Here is a 20,941-nt window from a genome sequence, read left to right as displayed (position 1 = left end):
CTTTGCGACTGCATTTCCCTTTCATTTAAACCCAACAAATGAAAAGGACTGCTATTCTCTTCCTCGCCGCCGGCCTGAGTGCCGGGGCACACGCCCAGAAGACCTTTAACGACAGCGCCGAGCTGGCGCCTGTGGAAGTACAGGCCACCCGCGCCTCGGCCAAAGCCCCCTTTGCCCGCACCGAACTCGGCAAGGCCGCCATCGAACGCCAGAACCTGGGCCAGGACCTGCCCTTCGTGCTCAACCAGACGCCTTCCACCGTGGTGAGCTCCGATGCGGGCAACGGCGTCGGCTACACCGGCCTGCGGATCCGCGGCACCGACCTCACGCGCATCAACGTGACGCTCAACGGCATCCCGTACAATGACCCCGAATCGCAGGGCGTGTTCTTTGTAGACCTCCCCGACTTCGCCTCCTCCCTCGGCTCCATCCAGGTGCAGCGCGGTGTGGGCACCTCCTCCAATGGCCCCGGCGCCTTCGGCGGCACCATCAACCTGAGCACGAACGAAGTGCGCAAAGAAGCCTATGGCGAAGTGCTCAACACCCTCGGCTCCTTCAACACCTGGCGCAACACCGTCAAGGCCGGCACCGGGCTGCTCAACAGCCACTATACCGTCGACGCCCGCCTGTCGCGCATTACGAGCGACGGCTTCATCGACCGCGGCAGCAGCAAGCTCCACTCCTTCTACCTCTCGGGCGCGTGGCTCGGCGCGCGCTCCTCGGTGCGCTTCAACGTATTCTCGGGTAAGGAGAAGACGTACCAGGCCTGGGGCGGGATCCCGGAGCACAAGCTGTTCTTCAACCGCGACAGTCTCCGGCAGCATTATTACAACAACCTCGGCGCGCTTTACTTTACGGAGGCCGATTCAGCGAACCTGTTCTCCGGCAACCCGCGCCGCTACAACGGCTACCTCTATCCCAACCAGACCGACAACTACCGGCAGGACCACTACCAGCTGTTCCTGAATCATACGCTCAAAGGCGGGCTCGCGCTCAGCACGGCCTTCTTTCTGACGCACGGCGAAGGCTACTACGAGGAGTATAAATACGGGCAGCGCTACAGCGCCTATGGGCTTCCGAACCACTCCGTCGGCGGCACCGAAGTAACACGTACCGACCTCGTGCGCCAGCTCTGGCTGAACAACGATCTCTACGGCTTCACCTTCTCGGGCACGTACAAGAAAAAGGACCACGACATCACCTTCGGCGGCTCCTGGAGCCGGTTCGATGCGCAGCATTACGGCAACATCGTGTGGGCGGCACAAGGCATCGGCAAAGACCACGAGTGGTACCGCTACCCCTCGCGCAAGGACGATGGCAACGTATATGCGAAATGGGGCTTCCAGGTGCTGCCGCGTCTGTACCTGATGGTGGACGGGCAGTTCCGATTTGTGGAGCACAGCCTCAACGGCACGCGAAAGTTCCCGGGGCTCATCACGACGCAGCGTTTCCGGTTCTTTAACCCGAAGGCCGGCGTGCGCTACGAGGGCAAGGGCTATACCGCCTATGCATCGTTTGCCGTGGGTCAGAAAGAGCCGAGCCGCAACGATTGGGAAACCGGCGCCGGCATCGCAGATCCGCGCCCCGAGCGGCTCGACGACCTTGAAGTAGGAATCGAGCACAACGGCAAGAAGTGGCAGGCAGGCCTCAATGGCTACTTCATGAACTACCACGACCAGCTGGTGCTTACCGGTAAGCTCAACGACGTGGGCGATGCCGTGCGCGTTAACGTGCCCCGCTCCTACCGCCTCGGACTCGAGGCCTGGGGCGGCATCGAGGTGAACCGATTCCTCACGCTCCAAGGCAATATCACCGTGAGCCGCAACGTGCTCCGCTCCTTCGAGGACTATGTGCCGAAGTACGATGTCAACTTCGATTTTGCCGGATACGACACGGCCCGCTTCAGCAACACGCCGATCGCGTTCTCCCCGTGGCTCACTGCTGCCTTCACGGCCATCGTGAAGCCCGCCAAAGGACTGGAGTGCTCCCTCATCGGCAAGGGCGTCAGCAGGCAATACCTCGATAACACGGGCAGTGACAGCAAGATGATCCGCGGCTATTTTGTGCAGGATGCCGAGGTACGCTACACGCCGGTGCTGAAAGGGCTGCGCGGCCTCGAGCTGTTCGTGCGGGTCAACAACGTCTGGAACAAGCACTACGAGTCGAACGGCTATACGTACAGCTATCGCTACGACGCAACGCTGGTGCGGGAGAACTTCTACTACCCGATGGCGGGCACCAATGTGCTGGGCGGAGTAAACCTGCGGTTTTGATCGCGTATCTGGGATCGCGGATCTGGGAGGTAGGCTGTTGCCGGCGACGCAAGCCGTCAACCAGCGACGAAACGAAAAGAGACGCACAAATGCGTCTCTTTTTATTAAGGGTCTTTTTGGTAACTGCTAGCTCTTCCTGGAACGTCTTTCCGATTCGGAAGGAAGGCGACACCAGTTAGGCATGATCGAACTGAAGCAGATCAAAGATCCGCGATCACAGATCTGAGATCCGCCGCGCTAGCGGCTTACGGGGAATCCTTTCTCTTGCCAGGCGAGGATGCCGCCCACAACGTTTGACGTGTCTTTGAACCCCAGCTGTTCCAGCACCATGGCGGCCATCATGCTGCGGTGGCCACTGCGGCATTGCAGCAGCACGGGCTCGTCTTTCAGGTCCTCGAGCTCGTCCACCTGCATCGTCTGGATCTTGCCCAGTGGGTACAGGCGGCTGCCGGCAATATGGGCCTCGGCATACTCGTGCGGCTCGCGCACGTCGATGAGGTGCACGGTCTCGCCGCGGTCCATCTTTTCTTTCAGTTCTTCTACGGAGATATTCTTCATAAAGGATTGTTTCGGTGTTTATTGATCGCCGCCATCAGCGGGAGCGGACGGTGCAGGTGCGGTGGTATCGGCGGGCGCCGGCACCGACGGGGCGGGCGGGTTCACGTCGAGGTAGAGGTCCATCATCTGGCCGGGGCGGATGCGGAAGGTGCGGCCTTTGGAGTCCATCACCTCGGGGGTCTGGCGCACCACGTAAGCGCTGTTCTTATTTTCGATGCCGGGTGCCACCACGGCACCCAGGATGAGGCCCTGGCTTTCGATCATGGCCACCGCCTGCTCATAGGTGAGGCCCACGAGGTTGGGTACGGCGAGGCTCTCGGCCCCGACGCCGCTGCCCACCACCAAGTCGATGCGGCTGCCCACCTTGATCTTGGTACCCGGCGCGATCGGGGCCCCGTTGACGAGTTGGTCGAGCACCGTATTCTTGGCAAAGTCGGGCCGCGAGGTGGTATCTCCGAGCAGGAGGCCGAGGTTCTTCATCAGCATCTCCGCGTTGCGCAGGTTATAGCCTTTCAGGTTGGGCATGTCCACATCGGGCGGGATCACGCGGTTGATCGTCACGTATACCGTGCGGTTCACCTTCACCACGGCGTCGGCCTCGGGCACCTGCTTCACCACGGCCAGGGGCGGCAGCGAATCGTAGAACACCGAGTCCTGGATCACCACCTCGAAGCCCTTATCCTCGAGCAGCTTCTCCACTTCGGGGAGGGGCTTGCCGATCACCGAGGGCACGGTACGGGCTACGCCGTGGTTGGTCATCCAGTTCAGCGACAGCACGAAAAGAAGCACAATGACCACCAGCAGGCCGATGGCCCAGAGCAGGTTGACCCAGAAGGGCCGGCCGGTGATGTGCCGATGTATGAAGTTTTTCAAGTTGGCGAATTAGGGGTGCAAGATACGGAAACGCGTCCTCAGGAGCGGGCAAGCGCCTGCTCGATCAGTGCCCCGTAAAACGCCGTGAGCGAGCCGCCGGCAGCGCGCACCTGCTGCGGGATCACCGAGGCTTCGCTCTGGCCGGGCACCGTGTTGATCTCAAGCATGTGCGGCCCCTTCTCATCATTATAGATAAAGTCGATGCGCACGACGCCGCTGCAGTTGAATACCTCGTAGATGCGGCGGGCATTGTCTTCCAAATTCTGCTTCCAGTCGGCCGGGATCTCCGCGGGCGTGACCTCCGACGACTTGCCCTGGTACTTAGCCTCGAAATCGAAGAACTCGTTATGCGCGATGATCTCGGTGATGGGGAGCACGTGGATGCTTCCTTCCGCTTTATAGACGCCTACCGTGAATTCACGGCCGGTGATCATCTCTTCTACCAGTACCTGGTCGTCTTCCTTGAAGGCCTTTTCGAGCGCGCCGGCGAGGTCGCCGCCCTCGTTCACCTTGCTCATGCCGATGCTGGAGCCGCCGTTGTTGGGCTTCACGAACAGGGGCGGGCGGAGCTTGGATAAGATATCGCTGACGTCGTAGGGCGTATGCTTGAAGAGGTGCACCGACTTCGCGACGTTGATGCCGGCCATGGCGGCCACGGCCACCGTGTAGCGCTTGTTGAAGGTAAGGGCCGAGGTGGCGGCGCTGCAGGAGGTGTAGGGAAGCCCCAGCAGGTCGAAGTAGCCCTGGAGGCGACCGTCTTCGCCGGGCGTGCCGTGCAGGCCCACGAACACGGCGTCGAATTTGACGAGCTCGGCCCCGAGTGCCAGCGTGAAGTTCTCGCGGTTCACGAGCGACTTCTGCCCGTCTTCGTGGGTATAGGTCCAGCCGTCGGGGTGGATGTCGATGGTATAGACGTCATATACGGCCTTGTCGAGCGCGTCGTAAATGGTCTTGGCCGATTTATAGGAGATGACGGCTTCGCCGGAGTAGCCGCCGGTGACGAGGGCGATCTTTTTCTTCATATCGTGTTTCTAAAGGCGTAAATCTAGGGAGAACAATTGAACAGGGAATAAGGAACAGGGAACATAGGAACCGAAAGGGCGGAAAAAGTTGAAGAAGGGTTTTTTACCGCTAAGAAAATAAGGGGCTAAGGTATTCGCTAAGTCTCGTTGATAACAGAACATACTTTGATCCTACCGTCAGTTCTTAAGCACGGAATGTCCTGAAAACGTAGTGTGGCTGGCGGAAAACGGACATCCGCGTTCATCGTATCAAATCCGTATCATCCGCGTTCTTTCTCACTGATCCCTGCGGCGATGGTCGCTGCACAAAAAAAGACGCATGTTCTTGCGTCTCAATCCGGTGTTCCATGTTCCCTGTTCCCTGTTCAATTACTCTTACAGATGCAGGCGCTCTTTCTTCTGCAGCAGGTCATCCACGGTCTCCTGGTACATCTCGTCGGGCACGCAGCAGTCGACGGGGCACACGGCGGCGCACTGGGGCTCTTCGTGGAAGCCCTGGCACTCGGTACACTTCGAAGGCACGATATAATAGGTGTCCACGGCGATGGGCGCGTTGCGCTGGCCGGCATCCACGGTGGTGCCGTCTACGAGGATATAGGTGCCTTTTACGGAGGTGCCGTCGGCGATGGACCACTCCACGCCGCCTTCATAGATCGCGTTATTCGGACACTCGGGCTCGCAGGCGCCGCAGTTGATACATTCGTCGGTTATCTTGATGGCCATAAGTTGGTTTGATTCGTTGAGACTTACTTTTGTCCGAACAAAAATAACGGATGCGCCTAAAACTGCAAGAACGGATTGAGCTGCTGCTGCGCCTGGGGGAATATATGGGCGGCAACGCGGCGGAATGGGAAGCGGTGAAGAGCAAGGCCTACGTGGTCAACAACTGGTTTACCCGCGAATTCACGGACCTCGCGGTCGAAAATATCCGCACGGCATTTCTCCAGCCCGCGGCCCTGCTGGGGCTTGCCGGCCGCTATAACCTGCCCGAAGAGCAGCCGCACCCGAAAAAGGTCGGCCTCGTGCTCGCCGGCAATATCCCGCTCGTGGGCTTTCACGACGTGCTCTGCACCTTCCTCTCCGGCCACGACGCCTGGATCAAGCCCTCCTCCAAAGACGAAGCCCTGCTGCTGCACCTCGTGGGCAAGATCACCGAATGGCGGCCGGAAGCAGCCCCCAGCCTCGAGGTCCGCGAGCGGCTCAACGGCGCCGAGGCCTTCATCGCCACCGGCTCCAACAATACCTCCCGGTATTTCGAGCACTATTTTGCCCGCTTCCCCCACATCATCCGGAAGAACCGCACCTCCGTGGCCGTGCTCGACGGCACCGAGTCGGCCGGGGAACTGGAAAAATTGGCAGACGATATTTGCCAATATTTCGGACTGGGCTGCCGAAATGTTACCGCCCTGCGCGTTCCGAAAGATTATGATTTCGTGCCCCTGCTGCGGGCGCTCGACAAGTACAGCGAGCTGAAACACCACAACAAGTTCCGCAACAACTACGACTACAACCTGGCGGTGCACATCCTGAACAACAAGTTTTATATGAGCAACGACGTGGTGCTGCTGGTGGAGCACGAAAGCCCCTTCGCCCCCATCAGCCAGGTACACTACCAGTTCTACGAAGACCGCGCCACTGCTGTAGCTGAGCTCGAAGGACGCAGCGACATCCAATGCCTCGTGGGCCGCGGTCTGCTGCCCTTCGGCGAAGCCCAGATGCCGGCCGCCGACACCTATGCCGACGGGGTGGATACGCTGCAATTCCTGTCTTCGTTGTAACTTACGTGATCTACGAAGACCTTAGTAAAGCTTTGTTAAACTGGCCGTGCGGTTGTGTAAAAGGAGGACGCCGAGCGTTATTTTGTTTCTATAGAGGCATACAATTTGACAGTATTCAATAACCTAATTCAATAGCACACTATGAAATGGAAACAAGTTCTGGCCATTGTCGGCATTAGTGCTGCAACCACGTTCGGCAGCATCTTCGCCTACAATAAATTCATCGCCCCCGAGCGCTATGCCGTGGGCACGGCCACGGGCGGGCTCCCGGTCAACTACGCCGGCTTCACCGGCAATACCGGCAACCCCGCGGAGACCGTAGACCTCACCCGCGCCGCCAACGCCGCCGTGCCGGCCGTGGTGCACATCAAAACGAAGATCCCCGCCAAGAAGGTATCCAACCTGCGCCGCAACAACGAGATGTTCGACGACTGGTTCGGCGACTTTTTCGGTGGCAGCCCCAACGTGATCCCCGAGCAGCGGGCCTCCGGCTCCGGCGTGCTCATCTCGGAAGACGGCTATATCGTCACCAACAACCACGTTATCTCCAACGGCAACGACGGCGTTGCCGACGAGATCAACGTCACCCTCAACAACCGCAAATCGTACAAGGCCCGCCTCATCGGCCGCGACCCGAGCTCGGACCTCGCCGTACTGAAGATCGACGGCAATAAATTTCCCTTCCTGATCTACGGCAACAACGCCAACCTGCAGCTCGGCCAGTGGGTACTTGCCATCGGCTACCCCCTCACGCTGGAAACTACCGTAACGGCAGGAATCGTGTCGGCCACGGGCCGCTCCATCAACATCAACCGCCGCCAGAGCGAGACGCCGGTAGAATCGTTCATCCAAACCGACGCTGCCGTAAACCAGGGCAACTCGGGTGGTGCGCTCGTGAACCCCAGTGGTGAGCTCATCGGCATCAACTCGGCCATCCTTGCCCCCACGGGCACCTATGCCGGCTATTCTTTCGCCATCCCGGTCAATATCGTAAAGAAGATCGTGGACGACATCATCCGCTTCGGCGACGTGCAGCGCGGCTACCTCGGCATCAACTACATCGCCACCGATGACCTGTCGGACGACGAGCGCAAGGCCCAGGGCCTGCCCACCAATACCGACGGCGTGCTCGTATCGGGCGTATCGCCTGAAGGCGGTGCTGCTGCTGCCGGCATCAAGAAAGGCGACATCATCACCAAGGTGAATGGCGCCGCCGTGAACTCCGGCATCCAGATGAGCGCCCAGATCGCCAACTTCCGCCCCGGCGACAAGGTGGAGGTCGTGTATCTCCGCAACAACAAGGAAGTAGCCACACAAGTGGTGCTCAAGAAGAAGGGCGATGTCATCACGCAGAACATCGGCAACCGCCTCGGCGCCGAGCTGACGACGCTCGATAAGGCGAAGGCCCGCCAGTACGGCATCTCCGGCGGCGTGGTCGTAAACAAGATCACCGACGGCGGCCCCATCTCGCGCACGCGGATGCAGCCCGGGTTCGTGATCATCTCGGTGAACGGACAGGAGGTCGGCAGCGTGGATGCGCTGGCGCAGCTGCTCACGGCAGCCGGCGGCCCGGTTCGCGTTGAAGGGATCTACCCCGGATACGATGGCACCTACACCTACCCGATGAACCTCGACCAGTAAGACGTCACTAAACGATAACGAAGCCGGTCCCGCAAGGGCCGGCTTTTTTTGTTGAACCAGGCCCGGTGTGCCGGCACAAACTCTTAAAAGTGAGGCGGAGCGCGGATTTTTCGGGTCTACTAAGGTTTTTTTCTAGCTGCCGCTGCTGTACATTAGACGCCTTAATTACAAAATGCACATGAGATTACTGGTAACGTTCACGCTTTGCGGCGCCGCAGCCGCCGGCCTCCTGGGCTTCATGCCGCCGGAGGATCCGAAGCCCAAAAAGCCGAAGTACATCGACCGCGCCAACATGGACCTGTCCGTAAAGCCGGGCGACAACTTCTATTATTACGCCAACGGCAGCTGGCTCAAGAAGAACCCGGTGCCGGCGTCCAAAACCCGTTGGGGTTCCTTCGACGAGCTTCGCGAGGAAAGCAGCCGCCGCCTCCGCAAACTGCTCGAGGAGGCTGGTAAAAACAGTTCCGACCCGAAGCAGCAGAAGATCGGCGACTTTTACCGCAGCGGCATGGATACGGCCCATATCGAGTCGCAGGGGATGAATCCCATCCGTGCCGACCTGCAGCGCATCGACGCCCTCACCAGCACACAGGCCTTCCTCGACGAGCTGGCCTGGGAGCGTACCCAGGGCATGGGCGGCGCCCTTTTCTCGTTCACCATCTCGCAGGACCGCAAGAAGGTAGACCAGTACATCCCGCAGATCGGCCAGGGCGGCATCACGCTCCCCGACCGCGACTATTACCTCAAGAACGACAAGCGCAGCACGACGGTACGCGATGCCTACCGGAAGCACCTGATGGAGATGTTCGTGCTCGCCGGTATCGGGGCCCGGGAGGCCGACCGGATGGGCGATGCCGTACTCCGTATTGAAACCGCGCTCGCGAAGGCCCAGATGGCCCGGGTGGAGATGCGCGACCCGTACAAGACCTATAACAAGTTTGCGGTAAAGGACCTCGCGAACCTGACGCCAGGTGTGGACTGGAACAGCCTGCTGGGCAAGATGAAGCTCCAGGGCGCAGACAGCATCATTATTTCGAATCCCAACTTCCTGCGTGCCGTGGACGTGCTGTTAAGTGCCGTGCCCCTCGAAGACTGGAAGACCTACCTCAAGTGGAACCTGCTTAACAGCACTGCCCCCTACCTGAGCCGCTCCTTCCGCGAGCAGGACTTCAAGCTGCGCCAGGCGCTTTCCGGGCAAAAGGAGATGGCCCCGCGCTGGCAGTTCGTAAGCGGCCTCATCGACCAGCAGCTCGGCGACGCCCTCGGTCAGCTCTACGTGGCCAAATACTTTCAGCCTGAAGCGAAGGAGCGCATGCTGGCGCTGGTCAACAACCTGCAGGAGACCTTTGCCAGCCGCATCAAGGGACTCGACTGGATGAGCCAGGAAACCAAGGTGCGCGCGCTCGAGAAGCTCAATGCCTTTACCAAGAAGATCGCTTATCCCGACAAGTGGAAGGATTACAGCTCGATCAACATCGCCGCCAACGACCTGCTGGGCAACGTGCGCCGATCGGCGCAGTGGCGCTACAACGAGATGATCGGTCGCTTCGGCCGCCCGGTGGACCGCACCGAGTGGGGCATGACGCCGCCGACCATCAACGCGTACTACAGCCCGGTGAACAACGAGATCGCCTTCCCCGCGGGCATCCTGCAGTTCCCCTTCTTCGACTTCGGTGCGGATGATGCCGTAAACTACGGCGGCATCGGCGCCGTGATCGGCCACGAGATCACCCACGGCTTCGACGACCAGGGCCGCCAGTATGCCGCGTCCGGCAACCTGAGCGACTGGTGGACAAAGGCCGACGCGGACCTCTTCAAGCAGCGCGCGGACCAGGTGGTGGCCCAATACAACGCGTTCACGGTGCTCGACACCCTGCATGTGAACGGCCGCCTCACGTTGGGCGAGAACCTCGCCGACCTGGGCGGACTGAGCATGGCCTACGAGGCGTTCACCAAGACGAAGCAGTTCCAGGAGGGCAAGAAGGTCGACGGCTTCACGCCGGCGCAGCGCTTCTTCCTGAGCTGGGCACAGGTATGGCGCAGCAATGCCACGCCCGAGGCGATGGCGCAACTGATCCTCACCGACCCGCACTCGCCCGGCGAGCACCGCGCCAATGGCCCCATTGTAAACATGGACGCTTGGTACCAGGCCTTCAATATCCAGCCCGGCGACAAGATGTACAAAGCGCCGGAGCAACGCATCCGCATCTGGTAGATCTGCGATCTCAGACCTGCGATCTCAGATCAGTAAGGGGCTCCTTCGGGGGCCTTTTGCCGTTAGAAAGGACGGGGTTGCCGTGCGGATGAGCCTTTTTATCCAACAGGACTGCTATTTTTAATTGGAGGAACCCATCTTTGACCAATAAACCAACAGCACATGGGATTTTCAAAAGAATTCAGGGAATTCGCCCTTAAGGGCAACGTAGTGGACCTCGCAATCGCCGTGATCATGGGCGCCGCATTCGGAGCCATCGTGACATCCCTTGTCGACGACATCATCACCCCGGCGATCCTGAACCCTGCCCTCGAGGCGGCACGCATCAAAGACATCAAGGACCTCGCCTGGAACGGGATCAAGTACGGGTCCTTCCTGGCGGCGATCATCAAGTTCATCATCGTAGCCCTCGCGCTCTTCCTCGTCATCAAAGGCATCAACCGGATGAAGCGCAAGAAAGAGGCCCCGGCAACCACGGAGCCTGCAGCCCCGATCTACACGCTGCAGGAAAAGCTGCTCATGGAAATCCGCGACAGTATAAAGAAGTAGGGAATATCGAATATTGAACAAGGAATGATGAATGTCGAAATAGAAAGCCCTCCGTCAGGAGGGCTTTTGTTTTGCAGCAGACAACTTCATCATTCGCTATTCACCATTCGATATTCGATATTCCTACGGGCGTTCCTGCGCGCGGAGCCAGCGCTCGGGGATATCGTTGTTGGCGGCCTGCTGGTAGTCGCGGTGCGAGCAGGCGATGAAGCGCTCGTCGGGGAGCTGCATCCACCAGCGGCCGGTGCGCTTGCTTTGTAGAAATACGGTATCCACCTCGGCGAACATCGTATGAAACTCGTTGAAGTGATCGCGTTCGTCGAGCCCCACCTCGCGGGCGCCGCGGCTGCAGCCGTCGAGCAGGTACCAGAGCATGTGCGCCACCTGCATGGCCGTGAGCCCGGAAGGATCCTGCTCGGGCACGAAGCCGTAGATGCCGAGGCATTGCAGGTGCGGGCTCATGCCGGCATACTGCATCAGCGTGCAAGCCTCCTCCCCGTTGAGGCCGTTGGGCGACAGCCGCGTGGCCGGCGCAAAGGCATGGGCAAAGGCGGCGATGTCGAACGACAGCAGGTGGCAATTGCGGATCACGGGCTCCATCTCCTCGAGGTGCTCTTTTACGGTGCCCACGCGGAAGCAGTCGAAGCGCAGCTTGTCCATCGTTTCGAGCATGCGCGGGTGCACGAAGTAGCTCTGGAAGGCCAGGTGGTTGTAGTGCGTCATGAAGTTGGGCTCCGCGGTGAGGAGCTCCATGAGGAAGTTATCGGCCCGCTGCGGCGAGTCGATATGAATGTCGACCACCGCATCAACGCCTACGGCCTCGATGGCCTTCTCGTCGGCGGCGAATGCATAATACTGCGCGAGGGTAAGGTCGTGGGAGCCGCCGAGGACCACCACGCGCTTGCCGATGCCCATGAGCTCGCGCAGCACGATCTTGAGTGCTGCGTAAGAATCGGCGAGCGAAGAGCCGGTTTTGACGTTGCCGATATCGGCGATTTGCACGTCGTTGTGCCAGTAATAGAGGCTGTAGAACGCCTTACGGATCGCATCGGGCGCGGTGCTGGTACCGCGGAGGCCCGCGCCGCGCTGCTCGCCGCAGCCCACCAGCACGATCTGTGCGGCGTCGAGGTCGGGAAAGCCTTCGTCGAACACGGAGATCACCTTGCCCACCTGCCCTTCTTTGTAGCCCAGGTCGTCGGAGATGAGGGCGGTATTGACGGGCTCCAGGAAATCCACCAGGTTCAGGTAATCAGACATCGCTTCAATTTGCGGCAAACTTAAGGAAAGGGAAATTCTTCGTGTGGCAGGGGTTCGCTGCGCTAACCAGGACACGGGAAATCCAGTTTTTCGCTCGCCGCAAGCGGCTGGCCTTTCCGAAAGACCGACGCGGGTTGCACGCGGAGACGCCAAGGCGCAAAGGCGCAGATAACGGGTTCTGCCTGCGGCAGAACTGTTCACGCAACGGCGCTACGACGCGGCGACGCTACGGTTTTCCCTTCGACGACGCAAGCCGGCTACAGGCTCATCAACCTCCCCAGGATCCGACAGCCGAATAAAACATAACGAACCTGAATTAACCCTGGGGGCGAAAAGGTCATCGGCACTTGCTCCACATTATTTGCGCTCTTTGCGTGCCCCGCGTCTTTGCGTCTCCGCGTGAAACCCGCCTGCCGCTTTGAGAAAAGCAAGGCCGCCTGCGGCCGGCCAAACAGCAGACAGAGGCCCCGACCCATTCGGCCGAACCCCTATCTTTGCGGCCATGGAAGCGATCCTGCAACAGATCGGTGATTACCGCAAGGAGATCGAGGCCGCGGAGCTCAACAGCCCGCAGCAGCTCGAAGAGTACCGCATTAAATTTCTCGGCACCAAGGGCATCGTTAAAGCCATTATGGGCGAGATGCGCAACGTGCCCAACGAGCGTAAAAAAGAGTTTGGACAGGTGCTGAACGACTTCAAGCTCTTTGCCGAAGGCCGCTACGAGTCGGCTAAAGAGGCCCTCGCCCCTGCGGCCACCGCGGCCGCACCCGAGCAGGACCTGTCGCTCCCCGGCGATGCCCTTGGCCTCGGCAGCCGCCACCCCATCTCCCTCGTACGCCGCCGGATCATCGAGATCTTCCAGCGCCTTGGCTTCTCGGTGGCCGACGGTCCGGAGATCGAGGACGACTGGCACAACTTCACCGCGCTGAACCTGCCGGAGAACCACCCCGCGCGCGACATGCAGGACACCTTCTACATCAACCAGAACCCCGACTGGCTGCTGCGTACCCATACGTCGAACGTACAGATCCGCGAGATGGAGAAGGGCAAGCTCCCGATCCGTGTCATCTGCCCCGGCCGCGTATACCGCAACGAAACGATCTCCGCGCGCGCCCACTGCTTCTTCCACCAGGTGGAGGGACTCTATATCGACGAGCACGTGTCCTTCGCCGACCTCAAGCAGACCCTGTATTTCTTCGTGAAGGAAATGTTCGGCCCCGGCATCAAGGTGCGCTTCCGCCCCTCCTACTTCCCCTTCACCGAGCCCTCGGCAGAGATGGACGTTACCTGCACCATCTGCAACGGCTCGGGATGCGGCCTCTGCAAGCAGACCGGATGGGTAGAGATCATGGGCTGCGGCATGGTGCATCCCAAGGTGCTCGAGAACGCCGGCATCGACCCCAACAAATACACGGGCTTTGCCTTCGGCATGGGCGTGGAGCGCATCACCCAGATCCGCTACAACGTCAACGACCTGCGCCTGTACTCGCAGAACGACGTCCGCTTCCTGAAGCAATTCACCGGGGCCGTATAACTACGGGCCAACGCATAAAAAAATGCCAGCCTTACGGCTGGCATTTTTGCGTTATTCATAGAGGCTATAACTTGACCACCGTGCCGCGGAGCGTGCGGCCGGTGCCGGTGTCGGTTACCTGAACGAAATAAATGCCGGGGCGCAGACCGGTCAACGGAACGATAACGCGGTTGCCGGTGAAGGTCACCGGCGCCCCCGCCGGCTGGCCGCCCTGGGTGAGCAACTGCAGTACCTGCGCGTGGCGGCTGCTGCCCGACAGGCTCACCGTAACCTGGCTTGCTGCAGGGTTCGGGCTGAGGCCCAGCCGCGGAGCCATGCGCGTATTGTCGCCATTGCCTTCCGTATCAGCGCTGATCGTTACCGGCGGACAATCGTTGACCGTAAAGCGGAACGTGCGCACCTTGCCCGGGCAGCTCGAGGCACCATCACCAAGAGGGCGCACGCGGATGGAGGCCGAAATGGACCCGGGACCGGGGTTCGTGGTCATGAACGTCGGGATCGTGCCGGTGCCGGAGGCGGCAAGGCCGATGGCGGTGTTGTCGTTCGTCCACGCATAGCCGGAGGCCGTTCCGGAGAAGGAGATCGGCGCCGTCATCATTCCATCACAATACACCTGGTTGGGCACCGGGTTTACCGTAGCCTGCGGGAGCACCGTAAGCTGTGTGCTGGCCATCGAAGCACAAGCGCCCGTTGCGCCGCCGATCATATAAGACACGGTATAGGTACCGGGCATCGACAGTGCCAGGTTGACGGCGCCGGTGCCGGCATCGAGCAGGAGGCCGGAAGGCATGGCGCTGAAGGAGCCGCCGCCAGTTCCTGTTACGCGGGCGTAGGCCCAGCCCGTGCCGCAGTAGCTCGCCTGCGGGTAGCTGAGCGCGCCGGCCGAGCGGGTAACGGTAATCGTACTCATCACCGGCATCCCGCTGCAACCGTTGAGCACCGGCGTCACCGAAATGGTGCCGGTGACCTGCTCATTCATGCTTCCGTTCATCGCGGTGAACGCCGCTATTGACCCGGTGCCCACCGATCCGAGTCCGATGTCTGTGTTGGAGTTGGTCCAGCGATACAGGGCGCCGGCAGTACCGCTGAACACCAGGGACGACGTTTGTGTGCCGGCGCAAACCGACTGCGCTGCGATGGCGTTCATGACCGGCATGGGCTTGACGGTAATGCGGAACGTAGTGGGCTTGGCAGGGCAGCTGGCCTCGTTGGCACTTACCTGGATGATGGCCACCTGGGGCATCGCTCCGGAGTTCATCGCCGTAAAGGCAGGCAGGTTGCCGGCGCCGGAAGCGGCGAGGCCGATCATCGGGTTGTCGTTGGTCCAGGTGTAGTTGCCCGACCCACTGAAAGCGGTCATGGGTACGGCTGTGCCGGCGCAGACCGTCATGTTCGGCACCGGCTGCACCTCGGTGCCCGCTACCTGGATATCGCTGCCGTTGTTGGTGCCGGTGGTTACAGGGGAAGACGACACGATGCGGATGCGGTAGCCGTTACCGGAAGCCCCGGCCGGCAGGGTGGCGGCGATGGTACCGGAGGCTGTGGCCGTCACCGAGCCGATCGACACGGGCATTGCGAACGATCCGTTTGCATCGCTCAGCTGCGCGGTGAAGGTGTTGCCCATATTGAATGTCCCGTTTACCGTATACGGCACCGTCAGCGAGCTGCCGGCGCAGAAGGAGGCCCCGACCGTGCCGGTCATTACTTCGGAGGCGGCGCTTCCCTCGAGCAAGGCCAGGTAGCCGCGGCTCACGCCGTTGTAGGTCTGGAAGTCGCCACCCACCAGTATGTCGCCGGAATTGAGTACCCGGATGGTGCGTACGGCTGCGCCCGTAGCGCTGGTGGGGATGGTAAACCCGGATCCGCTCGTGAAGCCGGCGTCGACCGATCCGTTGGCGTTGAGGCGTACGATCCGCACATGGCTGGCCCCGTTGAACAGGGTGAAGTCGCCCCCCAGCAGGATCTTTCCGTCGTTCTGCACCTCGATGGCGCGCACCCAGGGCGTACCGGTGCCGGAGGCGATGGCGGCGCCGCCGACCGGGTCGAAGCCGGTGTCGAGCGTGCCGTTGGCATTGGTGCGGGCGATATGGTTGCGGGCAGTGCCGTTATAGGTTTTGGCCGCGCCACCGAGCAGAATCTTCCCGTCGTTCTGCAGCGCGAGGCTTTCGGTGTAGTCGCCTGATCCGAAGCCTATGGTAAAAGAGGGGTCGATTGTGCCGTCGGCATTGAGGCGCAGGAAGCGGTTGCGGGAAGTGCCGTTATAACTGTTGAAGTCGCCGGACAGTATGATCTTGTTGTCGGGTTGCACGATCAGGGAGCGCACACGGGCCGTGAGGCCGGTGCCGACCATAAAGCTGTTGTCGAGCGTGCCGTCGGTGTTGAGGCGGGCGATGCGGTTGACGGGCGTTCCGTTGTAGTCGGTGAAATCACCTCCGATGATGACCTTGCCGTCGCTCTGCACCCCAACGGCGCGGACGATGTTGTTGGCCCCGGTACTACCGGTGGTGAAAGACGCGTCTACCGTGCCGTTGCTGTTGACGCGGGCTACCCGGTGGCGGGCGGCGCCGTTGTATGTGGTAAAGCTGCCAACGATGTAAAAGGAGGAGCCACTTGCGGCAATGTCCCATACCGTACCGTTGGCGCCGGTGACTGGGGTAAAGGTTGCGTCGAGGGACCCGTCGGCGTTGATACGGGCGACGCGCGGGCGCGACACACCGTTGTACATCGAGAAGTTGCCCCCGATCACGATCTTGCCGTCGTCCTGAACCGCGGAGGCATACACGGAGTTGTTGGGGCCTGCGCCGCCGGAGGGGAAGGTGGAGACGAGGGTGCCGTCCTGTGCATGGGTGGACGCGCAAATGCTTACAAGTAGGGAGAGGGCAAGGTAACGACGGAGCATAAGCTTGGTTTTAAGCGTTAAAGGTGTCGTTTCCCACAGGTTAGCCCACGGCGCGTGCTTTGCCCGGAAGTTGGGCTTCCCGGCATAGGAGATACGCAGGAATGAAACGATTGGTTTCCCCCGGGTAAAAAAAAGAGACGCACGAAGCGTCTCTCCTATCAGAACGGAAATCTCCTTACACGATATTCCAGACCTCGTTGCCACGCAGCAGCTTGTCGAGGTCGGCGCCCTTGCGGGCTTTTGCGTCTTCGAGCTGTAGGGTCATCATCTCCTCGTAAGTGGGCCGCTCGTGGGCATAGAACACGCCGAAGGGGCGCGGGAGGTGGCGGTCCGCCTTCGGGTCGTCGAACATGCGGGTAAGCAGCTGGGCCTTCATGAGGTCGGTCTCGTCGTGGATCCACAGGTCATCGGCACTATAGGTACCGTCGGTGAGGGACACCACTTCGGGGCGGAGTCCGTTGAGGCGCACGCCTTTATCGCCGGCCGCGCCGAATACGAGGGGCTTGCCCTGCTCCAGGAAAACGGCTTCCTCCAGCTTGGTGCCCTTCTCGGTAAAGACCTCGAAGGCGCCGTCGTTGAAGATGTTGCAATTCTGGTAGATCTCCAGGAAGGAGGTGCCGTGGTGGCCGTTGGCGCGGAGCAGCATCGCCTGGAGGTGCTTCGGGTCGCGGTCCATGGAGCGGGCCACGAAGGTGGCGTCGCCGCCCAGCACTACCGCGAGCGGGTTGAAAGGGTGGTCGATCGAGCCCATGGGGGTCGACTTCGTCACCTTGTTCTCCTCGGAAGTGGGCGAGTATTGCCCCTTGGTGAGGCCGTAGATCTGGTTGTTGAACAGCAGCACGTTGACGTCGAAGTTGCGGCGCATGAGGTGCATGGTGTGGTTTAGGCCGATCGAAAGACCGTCGCCGTCGCCGGTTACGATCCAGACGCTGAGCTCGGGGCGTGCCGCCTTGAGGCCGGAGGCGATGGCCGTGGCCCGCCCGTGGATCGAGTGCATGCCGTAGGTGTTCATATAATACGGGAAGCGGCTCGAGCAGCCGATGCCGGAGATGATCACGATGTCTTCCTTCGGCACACCGATGGTCGGCATTACCTTCTGCACCTGCGCCAGAATTGAATAGTCGCCGCAGCCCGGGCACCAGCGTACCTCCTGGTCGGTGGCGAAATCCTTGGGAGAGAGGAGCGGCTTATCTACAGTTGTCGTTTCCATGATAAACAAGGAACAGGGAATAAGGAACAGGGAAGTCAGAAATGGTTCCCCGCCAAGCCCCCTACTTTTTGTTGTTATTGTTTCGGGCCGTTTCGATGCTCTTGATGAAGATCGAGATCAGCTCGTTGTTCTCGTTAATATTGTCTTCTATTTCACCCAGGTCGATCCAATTCATCCTTCGGATTACCCGCAAGGCATTGAACGTTTCCCGTAGTTCTTTCAGTGCTACTTTCATCTTGTGGATGAAGTCGTCCGGACTCTCCGCAGCCTGCGCCTCTCCGTATTGAAGTACAGGCGCCAAACCGCTTCGTACCAGCTGCCCCGAAACGTATCTTCCAGCCGGAGACGAAGGCAACGCCTCCGTTACTTTTATCACTGCCGCGGCAAACTCGATTAGGCGCTCATCGATCCGGTAAGGTTTCTTTCCAGCCATGTTTTTCGTTCAAAGCTGGCTAGCCCTGCTCAGGATACCATGGGATTTATCCCAATCAATACAGGGAATATTCTCATTTACTTCTGTCCTATTTCCGTGTTCCCTGTTCCTTATTCCCTGTTCAATTGTTTCCCTACCCCGCGATCAGCTCCTCCCAGTATTCCGCCGCTCTTCTCGTATGCGGGATTACGATCGTTCCGCCCACGATGTTGGCCACGGCGAATACCTCGTAGAGTTCCTCTGTGGTGACGCCGTTCTCGTGGCACTTGCCTACGTGGTACTTGATGCAGTCGTCGCAGCGGAGCACCATCGAGGCTACGAGGCCCAGCAGCTCTTTCGTTTTCACGTCGAGGGCGCCTTTCTCATAGGTATTCGTATCGAGGTTCCAGAGGCGCTTCATCACCAGGTTGTTCTTGGAGAGGATCACCTCGTTCATCTTCGCGCGGTACTCGTTGAATTCTTCGGCCAGTTTACCCATATCGGTTGTTTGCGTCCGCAAAGGTAGCGATTGCCGGCGGACGATTTTGTTAAGGATGACCCCGGATTTTTCCGTTAACTTGGCCCCTCAAAACAAGACTACCCACGCACTATGAAGAAAATGATCGTACTCGGATCAGTGTTGGTCGGCATCCTGGCCATGTCCTTCGCGATCCGTGCCGAAGAGCCGGAGTACAAGAACCTGAAGGTCCTCCCTAAGAACATCACCAAGCAGCAAATGGATTCGGTGATGCAGCATTTCAGCGCTTCCGTTGGCCAGAAATGTAATTTCTGCCACGTCCGCAACCAGGAAACCAAGGAGTGGAACTGGGCTTCCGACGGCAACAAGCACAAGCTCATCGCCCGCGAGATGATGAAGATGACCAACCAGCTCAATAAGAAATATTTCGAGGAAGCAGGTGATCCCAAAAAGCTGGAAACAAAGCTGATGGTGACCTGCTATACCTGCCACAACGGCCGCCCCGAGCCGCTGACGATGGCGCCCCGCAAGGAAGCGCCGGCCAGCCGACCCGCTGCCGGCACCGACAGCACCCGCAAGCAGTAAGTGTGCCGGTGCCGTAACCTATCCAGAGGCCGCCCCAGGGGCGGCCTCTTCTTTGGACCCTGGGCGCCCCTGTCCCTTTTCCTCCTTTTCTGCAACGGGCGCAGCAGTGCCCGATCCCCCTGATCGCTTCCCGCGTCCGAACTGGCCCGCCCTTAATTTAGTTGCCATGGAACCCACCTACGACTTTGGCATGATCGGCATCGGCGTCATGGGCAGCAACCTGCTGCTCAACATCGCCGACCAGGGCTACTCCGTGATCGGCTTCGACCTGAAGCAGGAGCGCGCCGACGCGCTGGAGGCCGCCGCCCGGCCCGGCACCACCGTGAAAGGCGTAACGGACGTCACCCTGCTCGCCGCGGGCCTGAAGCGCCCGCGCAAACTCATGATCCTGGTACCAGCCGGCAAGCCGGTCGACGACGTCATTGCCAACCTCCTCCCCCACCTCCAGGAAGGCGACATCCTCATCGACGGCGGCAACTCGTATTTTAAAGACACCAACCGGCGCTTCCGGGAGCTGCAGCCCCGCGGCATCCACTTCTTCGGCATGGGGGTGTCGGGCGGCGAGCTCGGCGCCCGCCTCGGTCCCTCGCTGATGCCCGGCGGCGACGCGGCGGCCTACGAATACCTGAAGCCGATCCTGGAGTCGGTGGCTGCCAGCCACGATGGCGTGCCCTGCGTGGCCTTCATGGGCCGCGAGGCCGCCGGCCACTATGTGAAGATGGTGCACAACGGCATCGAGTACGCCCTCATGCAGCTGCTTTCCGAAGCCTACGACTTGATGCGCCGGGGTGGCTATTCCAACAAGCAGCTGGCTACCGTATTTTCCCGGTGGAACGAGGGCCCGCTGCGCTCCTACCTCGTGGAGATCACGGCCGACATCTTTACTGTGCTCGACGACGAGGACGCCTCCGGCGCCACCTACCTGATCGACCGGATCCTCGACGCGGCTGCCTCTAAGGGCACCGGCAAATGGACCTCGGTAGAAGGCATGGATCTTCCCGTGGCGATCCCTACCATCGATGCCGCCGTGTCGGCCCGCACGCTCTCCGGCGGCAAGGAGCTCCGGCTGCGGGTGGAAGCCCTCTTCCCGCAGGAACCCAGGGCAGAAGCGGTATTCACCGAAGAAGACGCGGCGGAGCTCGAAACGGCGCTGTCGGTCTGCTTCGTGATCGCCTATGCGCAGGGGCTCAGCCTGCTTGTGGCGGCTTCGGATGCTTACCAGATGGAGATCCCGATGGCCTCCGTGGTACGCGTGTGGCGGGCCGGGTGCATCATCCGCTCCGGGCTGCTGCCCCTGTTTGCCGACGCTTTCGACGAGCAACCGAAACTGCCGTCCGTACTACTACACCCGGCGCTCGCTTCCTGGCTGCAGCAAAGAACCGGCGCGCTGCGCGGCGTCGTTTCCAAAGGCGTTGCAGGGGGCATCCCGCTGGCAGCCATGAGCAGCGCCCTCGCCTATTTCGATGCGCTCCGCTCCGGCCGCGGGCCCACCAACCTCGTGCAGGCCCAGCGCGACTACTTCGGCGCCCATACCTACCGCCGCACCGACCGCGAAGGCGTCTTCCACACCGAATGGAACCGGGATAAGACCCAAAGCGATAATCCGGTAACGTAAACAGGTTCAGGAGGGTTCAGAAAGGTTCAGGAAGGTTGGCGT

General features: G+C 60.5%; 17 protein-coding genes. 8 read left to right on the top strand and 9 right to left on the bottom strand.

The window, feature by feature from the left end; translation table 11 throughout:
• Positions 1 to 38 precede the first annotated feature (38 nt).
• Positions 39 to 2,273 carry a TonB-dependent receptor gene (locus ABD937_RS06130; RefSeq protein WP_345254283.1) on the top strand — a complete coding sequence of 745 codons (2,235 nt, stop codon included), beginning with the start codon at positions 39 to 41 and terminating at the stop codon, positions 2,271 to 2,273.
• 237 nt (positions 2,274 to 2,510) lie between these two features.
• Here ABD937_RS06130 and ABD937_RS06125 read toward each other — a convergent pair whose 3' ends face one another.
• The 4 genes from ABD937_RS06125 to ABD937_RS06110 all read right to left on the bottom strand — a co-directional run bounded on the left by ABD937_RS06125 (position 2,511) and on the right by ABD937_RS06110 (position 5,494).
• Positions 2,511 to 2,831: a rhodanese-like domain-containing protein gene (locus ABD937_RS06125; RefSeq protein ID WP_345254280.1), complete on the bottom strand. Its 321-nt coding sequence runs from the start codon at positions 2,829 to 2,831 to the stop codon at positions 2,511 to 2,513.
• Positions 2,832 to 2,849: 18 nt separating this feature from the next.
• Positions 2,850 to 3,704, bottom strand: a complete 855-nt coding sequence (locus ABD937_RS06120; protein WP_345254278.1) for a PASTA domain-containing protein — start codon at positions 3,702 to 3,704, stop codon at positions 2,850 to 2,852.
• A 38-nt stretch (positions 3,705 to 3,742) separates the two neighbouring features.
• Positions 3,743 to 4,726 carry a D-alanine--D-alanine ligase gene (locus ABD937_RS06115; RefSeq protein WP_345254276.1) on the bottom strand — a complete coding sequence of 328 codons (984 nt, stop codon included), beginning with the start codon at positions 4,724 to 4,726 and terminating at the stop codon, positions 3,743 to 3,745.
• Positions 4,727 to 5,101: 375 nt separating this feature from the next.
• Positions 5,102 to 5,494, bottom strand: coding sequence for a 4Fe-4S dicluster domain-containing protein (locus ABD937_RS06110; RefSeq protein WP_484489535.1), 393 nt, complete (start codon positions 5,492 to 5,494; stop codon positions 5,102 to 5,104).
• A 5-nt stretch (positions 5,495 to 5,499) separates the two neighbouring features.
• Between ABD937_RS06110 and ABD937_RS06105 the strand changes: the two genes are divergently transcribed.
• From ABD937_RS06105 to mscL, 4 genes are all read left to right on the top strand, one after another.
• A complete protein-coding gene (locus ABD937_RS06105; RefSeq protein WP_345254273.1) occupies positions 5,500 to 6,504 on the top strand; it encodes an acyl-CoA reductase in 1,005 nt (334 codons plus the stop codon).
• Between the two features lie 141 nt (positions 6,505 to 6,645).
• A complete protein-coding gene (locus ABD937_RS06100; protein ID WP_345254271.1) occupies positions 6,646 to 8,145 on the top strand; it encodes a trypsin-like peptidase domain-containing protein in 1,500 nt (499 codons plus the stop codon).
• A gap of 178 nt (positions 8,146 to 8,323) precedes the next feature.
• On the top strand, positions 8,324 to 10,360 hold the full coding sequence (locus ABD937_RS06095) for a M13 family metallopeptidase (protein ID WP_345254269.1): 2,037 nt from the start codon (positions 8,324 to 8,326) through the stop codon (positions 10,358 to 10,360).
• Positions 10,361 to 10,522: 162 nt separating this feature from the next.
• Positions 10,523 to 10,909, top strand: a complete 387-nt coding sequence (gene mscL, locus ABD937_RS06090) for a large conductance mechanosensitive channel protein MscL (protein ID WP_345254267.1) — start codon at positions 10,523 to 10,525, stop codon at positions 10,907 to 10,909.
• Positions 10,910 to 11,032: 123 nt separating this feature from the next.
• Here the strand turns inward: mscL and ABD937_RS06085 are convergent, their stop codons facing one another.
• The gene (locus tag ABD937_RS06085) at positions 11,033 to 12,166 is read right to left on the bottom strand and encodes an arginase family protein (protein WP_345254266.1); all 1,134 of its coding nucleotides are present in this window, start codon (positions 12,164 to 12,166) and stop codon (positions 11,033 to 11,035) included.
• A gap of 502 nt (positions 12,167 to 12,668) precedes the next feature.
• On the opposite strand from ABD937_RS06085, the gene pheS reads away from it, so the two are divergent.
• Positions 12,669 to 13,700, top strand: coding sequence for a phenylalanine--tRNA ligase subunit alpha (pheS, locus tag ABD937_RS06080; protein WP_345254265.1), 1,032 nt, complete (start codon positions 12,669 to 12,671; stop codon positions 13,698 to 13,700).
• A gap of 64 nt (positions 13,701 to 13,764) precedes the next feature.
• Here pheS and ABD937_RS06075 read toward each other — a convergent pair whose 3' ends face one another.
• From ABD937_RS06075 to ABD937_RS06060, 4 genes are all read right to left on the bottom strand, one after another.
• Positions 13,765 to 16,599 carry a hypothetical protein gene (locus ABD937_RS06075; protein ID WP_345254263.1) on the bottom strand — a complete coding sequence of 945 codons (2,835 nt, stop codon included), beginning with the start codon at positions 16,597 to 16,599 and terminating at the stop codon, positions 13,765 to 13,767.
• 175 nt (positions 16,600 to 16,774) lie between these two features.
• A complete protein-coding gene (locus ABD937_RS06070; protein ID WP_345254261.1) occupies positions 16,775 to 17,809 on the bottom strand; it encodes a 2-oxoacid:ferredoxin oxidoreductase subunit beta in 1,035 nt (344 codons plus the stop codon).
• Positions 17,810 to 17,870: 61 nt separating this feature from the next.
• Positions 17,871 to 18,242 (bottom strand): four helix bundle protein, encoded by a 372-nt coding sequence (locus tag ABD937_RS06065; RefSeq protein WP_345254259.1) that lies wholly within the window; start codon positions 18,240 to 18,242, stop codon positions 17,871 to 17,873.
• Positions 18,243 to 18,375: 133 nt separating this feature from the next.
• Entirely contained in the window at positions 18,376 to 18,720 is a 345-nt protein-coding gene (locus tag ABD937_RS06060; protein ID WP_345254257.1) for a carboxymuconolactone decarboxylase family protein, read from the bottom strand.
• Positions 18,721 to 18,831: 111 nt separating this feature from the next.
• Here ABD937_RS06060 and ABD937_RS06055 point away from each other — a divergent pair, with 111 nt between their 5' ends.
• Together ABD937_RS06055 and gndA are read left to right on the top strand one after the other, a co-directional pair.
• On the top strand, positions 18,832 to 19,284 hold the full coding sequence (locus tag ABD937_RS06055) for a c-type cytochrome (protein ID WP_345254255.1): 453 nt from the start codon (positions 18,832 to 18,834) through the stop codon (positions 19,282 to 19,284).
• A 166-nt stretch (positions 19,285 to 19,450) separates the two neighbouring features.
• Entirely contained in the window at positions 19,451 to 20,899 is a 1,449-nt protein-coding gene (gndA, locus tag ABD937_RS06050) for an NADP-dependent phosphogluconate dehydrogenase (RefSeq protein WP_345254253.1), read from the top strand.
• Positions 20,900 to 20,941: the final 42 nt, after the last annotated feature.

Origin of the sequence: Flaviaestuariibacter amylovorans, assembly GCF_039541815.1 — a bacterium.
Taxonomy (GTDB): domain Bacteria; phylum Bacteroidota; class Bacteroidia; order Chitinophagales; family Chitinophagaceae; genus Flavisolibacter; species Flavisolibacter amylovorans.
The sequence above is the reverse complement of the archived record's forward strand: the minus strand, read 5'-3'. Positions and strand labels throughout refer to the sequence as shown.